Source organism: Actinoalloteichus caeruleus (assembly GCF_049311605.1).
Classification (GTDB): Bacteria; Actinomycetota; Actinomycetes; order Mycobacteriales; family Pseudonocardiaceae; genus Actinoalloteichus_B; species Actinoalloteichus_B caeruleus.
On sequence record NZ_CP186005.1, the window covers coordinates 3,422,564 to 3,434,624 of the forward strand.

Annotated in this window: 9 protein-coding genes; 4 read left to right on the forward strand and 5 right to left on the reverse strand. The window is 73.1% G+C overall.

Features of this window, described 5'->3' with window-relative positions; genetic code table 11:
• The first annotated feature begins 249 nt into the window (after positions 1-249).
• Positions 250-1,389 carry a nucleotidyltransferase family protein gene (locus ACOJVX_RS13875; protein WP_422646812.1) on the forward strand — a complete coding sequence of 380 codons (1,140 nt, stop codon included), beginning with the start codon at positions 250-252 and terminating at the stop codon, positions 1,387-1,389.
• Here the strand turns inward: ACOJVX_RS13875 and ACOJVX_RS13880 are convergent.
• Positions 1,338-2,024, reverse strand: coding sequence for a histidine phosphatase family protein (locus ACOJVX_RS13880; RefSeq protein WP_162147287.1), 687 nt, complete (start codon positions 2,022-2,024; stop codon positions 1,338-1,340). The genes ACOJVX_RS13875 and ACOJVX_RS13880 overlap by 52 nt on opposite strands.
• Before the next feature lie 365 nt (positions 2,025-2,389).
• Here ACOJVX_RS13880 and ACOJVX_RS13885 point away from each other — a divergent pair, with 365 nt between their 5' ends.
• The 3 genes from ACOJVX_RS13885 to ACOJVX_RS13895 are packed head-to-tail and all read left to right on the forward strand — an operon-like array spanning position 2,390 to position 8,679.
• Positions 2,390-4,282: a hypothetical protein gene (locus ACOJVX_RS13885; protein ID WP_422646813.1), complete on the forward strand. Its 1,893-nt coding sequence runs from the start codon at positions 2,390-2,392 to the stop codon at positions 4,280-4,282.
• A complete protein-coding gene (locus ACOJVX_RS13890) occupies positions 4,275-6,371 on the forward strand; it encodes an HAD-IIIC family phosphatase (protein WP_418153062.1) in 2,097 nt (698 codons plus the stop codon). Before ACOJVX_RS13885 ends, ACOJVX_RS13890 begins: the two co-directional genes overlap by 8 nt.
• A gap of 31 nt (positions 6,372-6,402) precedes the next feature.
• Entirely contained in the window at positions 6,403-8,679 is a 2,277-nt protein-coding gene (locus tag ACOJVX_RS13895; protein ID WP_422646814.1) for an FkbM family methyltransferase, read from the forward strand.
• A 3-nt stretch (positions 8,680-8,682) separates the two neighbouring features.
• Here ACOJVX_RS13895 and ACOJVX_RS13900 read toward each other — a convergent pair whose 3' ends face one another.
• The 4 genes from ACOJVX_RS13900 to ACOJVX_RS13915 are packed head-to-tail and all read right to left on the reverse strand — an operon-like array spanning position 8,683 to position 12,014.
• Positions 8,683-9,132: an NUDIX domain-containing protein gene (locus ACOJVX_RS13900; protein ID WP_051713400.1), complete on the reverse strand. Its 450-nt coding sequence runs from the start codon at positions 9,130-9,132 to the stop codon at positions 8,683-8,685.
• Positions 9,129-9,506, reverse strand: coding sequence for a hypothetical protein (locus ACOJVX_RS13905; RefSeq protein ID WP_026418135.1), 378 nt, complete (start codon positions 9,504-9,506; stop codon positions 9,129-9,131). The genes ACOJVX_RS13900 and ACOJVX_RS13905 overlap by 4 nt, the downstream gene beginning before the upstream one ends.
• Positions 9,496-11,229, reverse strand: a complete 1,734-nt coding sequence (locus tag ACOJVX_RS13910) for a carbamoyltransferase (RefSeq protein ID WP_422646815.1) — start codon at positions 11,227-11,229, stop codon at positions 9,496-9,498. The genes ACOJVX_RS13905 and ACOJVX_RS13910 overlap by 11 nt, the downstream gene beginning before the upstream one ends.
• Positions 11,223-12,014 carry a hypothetical protein gene (locus tag ACOJVX_RS13915; RefSeq protein WP_422646816.1) on the reverse strand — a complete coding sequence of 264 codons (792 nt, stop codon included), beginning with the start codon at positions 12,012-12,014 and terminating at the stop codon, positions 11,223-11,225. The genes ACOJVX_RS13910 and ACOJVX_RS13915 overlap by 7 nt, the downstream gene beginning before the upstream one ends.
• Positions 12,015-12,061: the final 47 nt, after the last annotated feature.

Here is a 12,061-nt window from a genome sequence, read left to right on the forward strand (position 1 = left end):
AGGAATGTTCCTCGTGGTGCGTTCGGCCAGTGGCGAGCGCACCTACTCGCAGGTTTCCCCACTCGCGGGGCAGGCGGGTTGGGGACGACGTGCGCTGGTCAACCCTCCGGCGAATCCTTCATTGACAGTCACCGCGAGATCACTTAGGGTCGCCGGTCGACTCATCGCGAGCGTTCCCCACCATCCCGCTACCGGTCCTGAGGCGGATGTGCCGCGAATTCCGTTCAGGCGTCCGAGGAGATGACGACGATGGCGCGTGCCCCGTGGTTTCCCACGCTGGACCTGGGTCCGGAATGGGCGTTGCTGGAACTCCTGTGCCCCGGCCCCTTGGAGGGGCATCGGCGCGCGATGTTCCTCCGCCTGCTGCGCGGGGGTGTCCACGGGGGCGAGCTCGTGGAGCAGGCGATGCGCCACCGCCTGTTGCCGGTCCTCGCGGACTCGTTGCGGGATGAGGAGGTCGCGGACCTCGTCCAACCCTCGCTGCGGTCCGAACTCGTGGGCGCGCTGATGGCGAGCCGGCGCCGGAACGCGACCCTGGCACGGGTGGCCGGGTCGGTGTGCCGTGCGCTCGGGGAGGCGGGCGTTCCGGTGGCGGTGACCAAGGGCGCGGCTCTCGAACCGACCGTGTACGGCGGTCGCGGGTGCCGGCGGATGTCGGATGTCGACCTCATGATCCACCCCAGGCACCGGGAGGTGGTGTCGCGGATCATGACCGAGGCCGGCTACGTGAACGGTCTCTACGACTGGCGGGAACACCGGATCGCGCCGCTGCCCAGGGACATCCAGCTGACCTACCGGTTGAGCCCCGACCACCTGCCGCACTACCTCAGGGTGGACGAGGACGGCGGCGTCATCGCCGTGGACTTCGCGAACTCCCTGACGTGGGCCGCCAGCGACCACCAGGTGGACATGGACGATGTCCTGGGCGTCCTGGTGCCGGTCCGCGCCCTCGCGGGTGAGGTGGAACTGCCCACGCTGGCGCCCCGGTTCCAGTTCCTGTTCACCGCGCTGCACCTGTTCCGCGAGTCCTGGTTCGAGGCGAGTGTCGAGCGGGGGAACGACCGGCTCCTGAAGTTCGCGGACCTGCTGCGGCTGTGGCGCGCCGACCACGCCGACATCCTGTCGGGGCTTCCGGAGGTGGTGGTCCGCTACGACCTGGGGGCCCTGCTGGGCTGGGTCCTGGTGCACACCGACCGCACCTTCGGCACGTCGATGGCCGAGGAACTCGGGGTGGCCGGTGCCGTCTCGGAGGGCTGGTTGGCGAGCGCGCGGGCCAAGGGTGGGCGCGGCCTGGTCTGGACGGGGACGATGCGGGAACGCCTCCACGCCCGGGACCGTCAGGGGCTGTTCGCCCCGGCTCCCGCCGCCCCGGTGTCCTCGGCGCCCTGATCGGGAGGGCCGGTTCCCGCTCCGGCGTGGTCCCGCCGGGGAGGGAGGTGGTCCGCCTCGTTCACCGTGCGGACGACGGGTGTTCCGAGCCGGGGTACGAGCACGCGGCTGACCGAGGTGTGCCCCAGCCGGTGGACGAAGGTGTCCTCGGTGCCCCGGACGGCGGCGACGTAGGCGTTGATCACGCCGGTGTGGCAGACGACGGCGACGGAGGCCGAGGGGTGTTCCCTGGCGATCGCCGTCATGGCCGCCGCCACGCGGAGCCGGAAGGCGGCGAGGTCCGGGTCGTCTCGTTGGGTGGCGAGGCGACGAGCCCACGCCCGCCACCGGGGTTCGACGGCGCCGGCGGCGGTCGGGGCACCGTCGTGTCCGAAGTCGAATTCGGCGAGGTCGTCCCTGGTGGTGATGGGCAGTCGGAGCCGGTCGGCCAGCGGCCGGGCGGTGTCGACGGCGCGCCGCAGCGGGCTGGAGTAGATCACCGAGATCGGGTGTTCCGCGAGCGCCTCGGCCATCAGCTCCGCCTGGCGGGTCCCGAGTTCGGTGAGGGCGGGGTCGGTCACGCCCTGGTCGGCCGCCGCGCGCTGGGGGCGGGCGTGGCGAATCAACAACAGTTCCGTGGGAGCGTCGTCGTCCACGACCGCGACGGTAGCACCGGCGCCGTCCGGCACCGGGTCGTCAACCAGTGCCCGGTTGGCGAGGGCCGTGCCCGACGGTCCTTCGGCGATATGGCGCGATCGCCCCCTCGGCTGGTGCCCGGTCGGCCGAGTGCCCGGTCGGGACAAGCGCGGCCCGCCGGGCCGGCGGGGCCGGGAGGGGCGGCGTGGCCTGGTCCGGAGGGAGCAGGGGACGGGCGGCCCTCCCCTCGCGGATCTCGCCCGCGTCTTGACGGGGAGCGTGGCCTTCGACGAACGTAGCCTGTGGTCGCCTGACCACCCAGCGCGACCGCGCGCTTCCAGCGGCCCGGTTCGGACGGGTGGACGAGGCAACGGACGGAGGACGGATGACCTCTGGTGGGAAGCTCGACGCCGGTCCGGTCGTGGCCCCCTCCCAGCACGGCGGGGAGCCGGCCGCCGACCAGGTCGCCGTCCGGACCGTCACGACGCCCGTCACGGAGTACGAGATCACCCTCGGTGGGACGCTCGACGGTTTCAACTCCGCCGCCTACGTCACGACGAACAACGAGAAGACCATGATGGAGGCGCCGAGGTTCCAGCCCGACCGGTTCCTGCGGCTGGAGAACATCGGGGGCACCGACGTCGTCAACCCCCGCGTGGTCATCAACGGCAGACGTCAGTGGCACACCGCCGAGGACCTCCTCGACTCGATCCTGCGGCCCGGCATGAGTGATCGCGAGAAGGCGTTCGCGCTGTTCCGGTTCTTCAGCCGGATCGACGTGCAGGCCCACAACAACGACCTGCGGGTGGACGAGGTCGTTCCCGACCCCGACGCGGCACCGGGTTCCAACACGTTCCGGGAACGCGCCGATCCGATCAAGGCCGTGAACTGCTACTACCCGAGCGGGTGCATCCTCTCCGCGGCCAACCTGGTCATCATGGCCCGCCGGGCCGGGCTGCCAGCCCGGCTGCTCGCCGCGGCTCCCCTGGAGGGCCCCTACGACCAGCACGGGGGCGCGGAGATCGAGTACGACGGCTCCTACCACTACTTCGATCCCGAGGCGCGTACCTTCTTCCTCCGCCGGGACAACGAGACCGTGGCCTCCTACGAGGACATCCACCGGGATCCGGCGCTGGTCCTGCGCACCCACGCCCACGGTTTCGCGGCGCGGGACTGCAAGGGTGCGTTCATCCTGCTCTACCGGGAGCACTTCCCCCCGTACCAGGTCCCGGTGGAGCAGTGGACGCACCGGATGGACCTGCGCCTGCGGCCGGGTGAGGAACTGGTCTACCGCTGGCGGCACGTGGGCAGGTACCGGTACGGCAGGAACCCGCGTCGGGCCCCGGGGGTGCCCTACCGGTTGGCCAACGGCCTGTTGCGGTACTCGCCCCCGTTGCGCGACCGGGTGTACCGGGACGGCATCGTGCAGGAGGTCAACACCGCGATGTCGTCCCCGGGCGCGCGGTTCCAGGGGCTGTGCGCCGTCCTGGCCGGTCAACCCGCGTCGGTGACGTGGAAGGTGGAGAGCCCCTACCCGATCGTCGGTGGCAGGGTGCTGGGCCGGTTCGTCCTGGGCACCGAGGGGTACTGCGAGGTGGACGTCTGCGTCGGCGCCTCCTGGGAACGTGTCTGGGTGGGCGAGGGGCGAGGTGTCCTCGACGTCGCGGCGGACGTCAGCCCGGTGTTGGATCCGCTGACCTCGCCGGCGATCTACTCCTACTACGTGCGTTTCACCTTCGCAACGTTGGAACGGCCAGACGCCGTCGGTCTCCAGTCGGTGCGGCTCGAGTCGGATCTCCAGATGAGCCAGACGGCGCTGCCGGCGTTGTCGGTCGGCCGCAACGAGGTCGCGGTCCGGACGGACGGGGTGGGCGGGCAACGCGGGGGGATTCGGTTGCGCGTCTCGCACGGGTGGAACGAGAGCACGGAGTCGGCGCCGCCGGCCGCGCCGGTCGAGGCGAGCTGGCCGCCGGACGGTGCCGTCGTGGCACTGCCGGAGTTGACCGAGCTCACCTGGGTGAACGCGGTGCCGGACGAGGTCGCCGACCACCACGTCGTGGTCAGCACTCGGCCGGACTTCCTCCTGCCGGTCTCGCCGAACTTCGACCGCCTGGTCTTCGCGGCGGAATCCCGGTGGAAGGTGGCCCGCAGCTTCCTGCGCCGCGGCGTCACCTACTACTGGCGGGTCCGGTCGCGCAACCACTGGGGTTGTTGGAGCGACTGGGGCCCCACCTGGCGGTTCACGGTGGCCGCGTCGGGAAGGCCCGGCGATGGCTGAACCGGTGCCCGGTGGTGGCGCGGCCGGGGACGACGCGCTGCGGATGCTGGTGGTCTCGTCGTTCACGGCCACCCCGGTGCGCACGGCGCTGGAGTTCTGGGGCCGGCGGCTCGGGGTCGATGTCGAGCTGGCGTGGGGCGCCTATGGCCAGGTGTTCCAGGAACTCCAGCTGGTGCGCTCCGGGAGGTGCCCGGAGGTGGTGGCGGTCCTGGTCCGGTGGGAGGACTTCCTCCCCGCCGGCGACGACGAGGCGGCCGGGGTTGTCGCCGAGGAGTTGGGCGCGGCGGTCGACGCGGCCGCCCGCCACGCGCCGGACAGCGCGTTCCTCGTCGTCAGCTGCCCAACGTCGCCCCCGGCCCTGGCCGATCCGGCGCGGGCGCGGTCGTTGACCGTGGCCGAGGAGGTGCTGTTCCGACGCTGTCCTCGAGCGGAGAACGTCACCCACGTCGGGCGGGACGAGGTCCTCGACCGGTACCGGGTGTCCCGGGTGGACGACGGTCTCACCGACGAGTTGGGGCACATCCCCTACACGCCGGAGTTCTTCGCCGCCCTGGGGACGACGCTGGTGCGGCGGTGGTACCTCGGCCGCGTGGTGGAGCCGAAGGTGCTGGTCGTGGATGGCGACGGCACGCTGTGGGACGGCGTCCTGGGCGAGGACGGCGTGTCCGGTGTGGAGGTCGGACCCGCTCGGCGGGAAGTGCACCGGTTCCTGGTCGAGCAACGGCGGGCCGGCCGCTTGCTGTGCCTGTGCAGCAAGAACGACCGGCGCGACGTCGAACGCGCGTTCACCACCGTCCCGGGGATGGTGCTCCGGCGGGACGACTTCGTGCGCGTCCGAGCCGACTGGTCACCGAAGTCGGTGACGGTCGCCGAGCTGGCGGCGGACCTCGGTCTGGGGCTGGACACGGTCGTGTTCGTCGACGACAGCCGGGTGGAGTGCGCCGAGGTCCGCGCGCGCCACCCGGAGGTCCGCACCGTCGGCCTCCCACCGGAGGCCGAGGGGGCGCTGCGGACGCTGCGGCACTGCTGGCCGTTGGACATCGGTCGGCCCACGGCCGAGGGGAGCCGCCGGACCGAGTGGTACCGGCAGGACGACCGGCGCCGGGAGCTGCGGGACCGCTCGGCCACGTCCCTGGCCGACTTCCTCGACCGCCTGGGCCTCGAGGTGACGATCCGACCGCCAGGGCCGGCTGACCTCCCCCGCATGCTCGAGTTGACCCGCCGCACCACCCAGTTCACCCTCAGCGGGCGGCGGTGGGGCGCTGCCGAGCTGACCGCGTGCCCGACCGGCGGTCGGGTCGTCGACGTCCGTGACCGGTTCGGCGGCTACGGCACGGTGGGTCTGATGCTGTTCTCGACCGAGGGCACGGTCCTTTCGGTCACCGGTTTCCTGCTCAGCTGCCGGGCGCTGGGGCGCGGGGTCGAACACCGCATGCTCGCGCACCTCGGTGAGGTGGCGCTCGCCCGTGGCCTCGACGAGGTGCGTCTCAGCTTCGCGGACACCCCCCGGAACCTGCCGGCGCGGCGGTTCCTGTCCGAGGTCGCCGTTCCGCACCCGGACACCGGTTGCTCCGGCTACGTCCTCGGGGCGTCGGCCGCCGCCCACGTCCGGTTCGACCCGGACGGTGCGCCGCCGACCGGAGCCCCGCTCGCCCCGCCCGGACCGAAGCCCGCACCGGAGGCCAGGGCACCGGTGGGCCTCCCGTGGTTCTGGGACGACCCCGGGGACATGCCACCAGGGTTGACGACGGCCGACGGGATCCGCGAGGCCCTCGGTGCCGAGCTGTGGGCCGACACCGTTCCCGCCGACACCGTGCCGGACGACGAGCGCGCCGTGGTCCGGATCTGGACGGAGATCCTCCAGTTGCCACCGGACGGGATCGACGGGAACTTCCGCGCGCTGGGTGGGGGGTCGCTGGAGTTCGTGCAACTCGTGGCGCGGGTCTACGACGAGTTCGGCGTCGAGCTCCCCGTCGACCCGCTGCTCGACGATCCTCCGACCGTCGCCGACCTGCTCTCGATGATCCGGCGACCGGACACCGCCGGTGCGGTGCTCTCCGACGAGGAAGGCGTTCCATGGATCGAGTGACGCCGTGCCCGGCGGGGGCGGTGTCGCCCCGATGACGCCGGGTGGGCCGCTGCTGGGGCACCCGAGCCGCGTCGAGGCTTCCGCCGAGTGCGGCGCGTGGACGGTCGACCTCTCCGCCGACGCGTTCCCGTTCCTCGCCGACCACCGGGTGGGCGGGGCGGTGGTCCTGCCTGGCGCGGCCGTCGTCGAGATGGCCTCGGCCGCCGTGGCCGCCGCGACGGGTGATCGGCCGTCGGCGCTGGTCGACGTCCGCTTCGAGCGGGTGTGCCCCCTCCCCCGGGTCGGTGCCCGGCGCCTCCGGACCGCGCTGACGTCCGACCAGGACGGCGGTCACACCGCGTCGGTGACGAGTGGGAGCGGGAGGCGTTGGACCCACGCCACTGTCCGGTGCGCGGCACGAGGCGGGACAACGCGTCCGCTCGACGTCGCCGGTCGTCCGAGCTGCCTGCGGGGCATGGGGGGTGGCACGGCCGGCGACGGGTTCTACTCGGGCCTCCGCGCGGCCGGCAACGACTACGGGCCGGCCTTCCAGCTGGTCAGGCACCTGTGGCGGCGGGGCGGCGAGGCGGTCGCGGCGGTCGGTGCTTGGCACGGCGCCGCCGAGGTGCCTTCCTGGTGGGCCGGTCCGATGTTCCTCGACGCCGCGATCCAGGTCGTGGCGTCGGCTGGCCTGGACGGCGGGGCCTTCGTGTGGGTCGGCTGTGATCGGGTGTCGTTCCACGGTGCGCCGGCGGACGGCGACCAGGTGTACGCGCGGGTGCGGGGCGGCGGTGACGGCGGTGACGTGGTCGTCGGCGACGCCGTCCTGCTGGGCCCCGACGGGCGGCGGGTCATCGAGGTCACCGGTGCCCGGCTGCGCCCGCTCCGCTCCGGACTCGCCACCCGGCGCGGCACCACCGTGGACCCCGACCGGGCGCGGGTGCCGACGCTGGCCGTGGCGTCCACGTTCCCCGCCGCTCCGCTCGCCGCGCGACTCGAAGCGGAGCTGGCGGCGGCCGGCGTCGCGGTGCGGGTCGTGGTCCACCCCGAGCCCGGGACGGTGTCCGAGCTGACCGCCCCCGGCGGTCCCCTCGACTCCCGTCGCGGTGACAGCGGTGTCCTGCTCGTCGGCCCGGGCGGTGAGGAGGACGGGAGGGCCGGTGAGGAGGAGGCGCCCGGGAGGCGGTTCTCCCTGCCCGGGGTCGGCGAGATCCTGCACCTGCACGACTACGAGACCGAGTACCTCTACGACGAGATCTTCGTCCGCAACGCCTACCTCCGGCACGGCGTCACCCTGCGCCCGGGCGACACCGTCTTCGACGTCGGCGCCAACATCGGCATGTTCACCCTGTTCGCGCACCAGTGCTGTCCCGACGTCCGGGTGTACGCGTTCGAGCCCGCCGCGCCGGCCTTCGCCGCGTTGCGGGAGAACTGCGCGCGGCACTGCCCCGGCAGCCAGGTCTTCAACCACGGGATCTCCGACAGGGACCAGGTCCTGCCCTTCACCTTCTACCGCAACTCGACGGTCTTCTCCGGCTTCGACGCGGACGCGCGGCGCGACGCGCGGACCATCCGCACGGTCGTCGAGAACGCCGTCCGCGCGCGGGTGGGGTCCAGCTCGGTCGACATCGGTCCGATCGTCGACCGGCTGTCGCGGGACCGCTTGGTGTCCAGCGTCCACGACGTCCCCACCACGTCCCTGTCCGCCGTGCTCGACGAGACGGGTGTCGATCGGGTCGATCTGCTGAAGGTCGACACGGAGGGTTCCGAGGTCCCGGTCCTCGGCGGGATCGAGGACCGGCACTGGGGCCGCATCCGGCAGGTGGTCATGGAGGTCCACGACGGGGACGCCTCCGTCGTCGCCGCGTCGTTGCGGAGTCGTGGATTCGACGTCCTCGTCGATCCGCAGGAGGACCCGCTGCGTGGCACGCCGCTGCTCACCGTCTTCGCGCGCCGGCCGGACCGCCGGGTCGACGGCCCCCCACCGCGTCTGGCGGCGCCCGACGGGATCGGTCCGTCCCGTCGACGCGTGTCCGGGCTGGCGCGGGCCGTGGCGGCGCTGCGGTCCCGCACCGGTTCGCCCTGCGTGGTCGCGCTGTGCCCGTCGCCGACCGCGACGGGCTGGGACGGCGAGCGGGAGGGGGCCCGGCGGTCCCGCTCGGGGCTGGCGGCCGAGGTGGCCGCCGTCCCGGGGACGCGGGTGATCGGCCCCGGCGAGGTCGTCGAGGAGCGGCGGGACTCCGACGGCGGGGACGACGACGTCTTCTTCGCGGCGCTCGCGAGGGTGGTCGCGCGGGCGTACCTCGGCGTGCGCGGGCCGGGTCGCTGATCGTCAGACCGGGCCGTCCAGGCCGGTGGTGTCGAAACGTCCCTGGTCGAGGAAGAGCCGCAGGGACGCTTCCGCCTGCGGCATCAGCGGCTGCGGGGGGTCGGCGCGGGGAACCCACCGCACGAGGGCGGCCCTGTCCGGTTCGGCCGCGTACGCCTGCCCGTCGAACCGCCGGGTGAGGAAGGTGAAGGTCACCTTCTCCGACCGGGTCGGTGGCCGGTGGTGGGTGACGCTGCTGAAGACGAGGTCGGTCGGACTGGTCCGCAGCCCCACCTCCTCCCGCAGCTCCCGGACGGCCGCGCTGACCACGTTCTCGCCCGGCAGCACGTGTCCGCCGGGCAGGTTCCAGTGCCCGGTGAAGCTGCCGCCGGTGAGTTGGATCAGCAGCACGTCCTCGTCCCGGAGGGCGAGGACGCGCACGTCCACGAGGGCGCGTTGTCGTTCCGAGCTCATGTTCCTCCACCTTCCAGTGCACGGGTGACCCACGTCCTGACCTCGTCGGGGACCAGGGCGGCGGCCACGGCGCCGGGTTCGGCCGCCAACACCTCCCACGCCCGCTGGTGGTCGGCGCCCGCCGTGGGACGCAGCCACACCAGGAGGACCCGCCGGGCGAGCAACCGGGGGATGACGGACTCCCGGGCCGTGGTCGTGGTGAGCTGCTCTCGGAGCAGGATCTCGATGGCCACCCGGTTCAGTCGGACCGCGACCGCCTCGACCTCCCGCAGCCCGACCTCCCGGGCTCGGGCGTTGAGGCGCTCCCGCGTCCCGTCGCTCGTGGAGAGCGGGACGATGACCGCCACCACCGCCGTCGCGCGGTCACCGCGCACCGGGGTCGTTCCTCGTCACCAGCCAGGAGCCCATGACCAGGGCGTCGAGGCCCAGCCGGACGAAGCTGCGGATGGCGTCGCCGGGGGTCCGGACGATGGGTTCGTCCGGGCCGTTGAACGAGGTGTTGATGAGCACGGGGGTGCCGGTCAGGCCGTGGAACTCGGTGAGCAGCTGGTGGAAGTGCGGGTAGTCCCGGGCGTCGGCGATCTGCAGCCGGGCCGTCCCGTCCACGTGCACGGCCGAGGGGATGCGGTTCGCCAGGCCGGGGCGTACTCGGGCGGTGGCGAGCATGTAGGGGTACACGCGGGTCCCCGCGGGGTGCAGTTCGAAGTAGTCGGCGGCGTCGTCGGCGCGTACCACGGGCGCGAGGGGGCGGAACTCCTCCCGCTGCTTGATCAGCGCGTTGATCCGCGCGGTCATGCCGGCCTCGGCGGGGGAGGCGATGATCGATCGGGAGCCCAGTGCCCGGGGCCCGAACTCCATCCTGTCCTGGAACCAGCCGAGGACGTGGTCGTCGCGCAGCAGCTCCGCGGCGGCGCGGTACCTGTCGGGGACGGCGGCGACCGCGAAGCGCGTCTCGGGCAGCTCGCCGGCCGCCCGGGCGCGCGCCAGGGCCTGGCCGATGTCGTCGTCGGAGAACCGGGGGCCGAGCAGCGTGCTGTGGTTTCCCCCGGTCGGCCGAACCCGGTCGGACAGGTGGAGCGCGCCACCGAGGCTGGTGCCGGCGTCGTTGGCGGCGGGTTGGATGAACACCTCGTCGAACAGGTCCGACTCGATGATCCGCTGGTTCGCCAGCGCGTTGAGCGCCACGCCGCCGGCCAGGCAGAGCTTCCGGCTCCGGGTGATCCGCCGGGCGTAAGTGGCGTAGCCGAGCACGACCTCCTCGAGCACCCGCTGGGTGGCGTGGGCGATGGCGCGGTGACGGTCGGTCAGGGCCTGGTCAGCCGTTCGCGGGGGCCCGAACGCGTCGACCATCCGACTGCCGAACAGTCCCCGGCGGTGGCTGGGACGGCGGTGGTGGTCGAAGTAGTCCAGGTCGAGCCGCAGACGTCCCGTGGCGGTGTCCATGCTGACGAGCCGGCGCATCGCCGGCACCAGGTCGGGGCCGCCGTGCGCCGCCAGCCCCATCACCTTGTACTCGTCCCGTTGCGGCCGGAACCCGAGGAAACGGGTCAGCATGCTGTAGAAGTAGCCGATCGAATGGGGGTAGGTCACGGCGTGCCTGCGGTCGAGACGGCGGCCGGCCGCGTAGACGCAGGCGGTCTCGTACTCCCCTCGACCGTCCAGGGTGATGACCGTGGCCTCCTCGAACGAGGACACCAGGAAGGCGCTCGCGGCGTGGGCGACGTGGTGGCGCACCGGCGTCACCGGCACCGGGCGCACCCGGCGCCGCGCCTGGCGGAGGGTGGTGCGCCGCTTGTCGAACTTGGCCAGGTCCGACCGCAGGCTGCCCAGCGAGAGCGGGAACGTGTGCCGCGCGTTCGTCACGGGCAGCAGGAGTTGGAGCCGGGGGTCGACGAAGTAGGCGACCCGGGTGAGGTCCGCCAGACGCAGCCCCGCGGCTTCCAGGCAGAACTCCACCGCGCGTTCGGGGAAGACCTTGGCCTGCTTGACCCTGGTGAACCGCTCCTCCTCGGCCGCGGCGAGCACCCGCCCGTCGACGACGAGACTGGCCGCCGAGTCGTGGGTGCCGAAGTTCAGGCCCAGGACCGCGGTCACCACCCCGCCCCTCCCTCTACCGGGGCGTCCGCCGCGGCGGCACCGCCGGTGAGGGGATCGGGTGGCCAGTCCAGCCCCCAGGCCTCGAAGTGGCCCCGTTCCCGGGCTGGGTCATAGCGTTCCCGGGTCGCCGCGAGCACCCCTTCCCAGTGGTCGACGGACGACACGGTGACCACGGCCCTGCTGACGTCGGTGTGGTTGAGCACCCAGGCCAGTGGAGTCGTCGCGGGTGGACCGCCTGGGCCGGCGCGCGCGGTCAGTCGCCCGCGCCACAGCGGTGCCATGCCCAGGAACGGCAGGCGGCGGCTCCTGAGTTCGGGGAAGAACCGCCGTGGCCAGGTTTCGGCCGGCGAGAACTGCGCGGCCACTCCCGTCACGGACTCGACCGCCAACGCGGCCGCCAGGTGCTGGGGCGAGTGGCAGTAGGCGAAGGCCTCCGCCACGTCGCCCGTCGCCAGCACCTCCTCCGACGCCTGGGCGTAGAACGCGCGCACCCGCGCCGGGTCGGACAGCGCCCCCAGGTCCTCGGTGCCCTTGAGGTCGATCTCGAGGACGGCGGCGTGGACCCGCGACACCTCCAGGGCGTGGAGCGATCGCTCGACGCTCCGGCGCGCGGCTGATCGCGGCGCCGGCCCCGGGGCGATCGGGCTCTCGACCTTGACCGCGTGCCTCAGTGGTGGGCGGTCCGCGCGTTCCCACGCGGTGCGGACCGCCCACTGGGTGCCCAGCGCGGGATTGGTGTGCACCCAGTCCAGACCGTCGGAGAGGGCCCGGACGAGAGCCGTCACCCCAGGCTCAGAGTCCTTCCCGGGCGACAGCCGCCCTGCCACGAAGG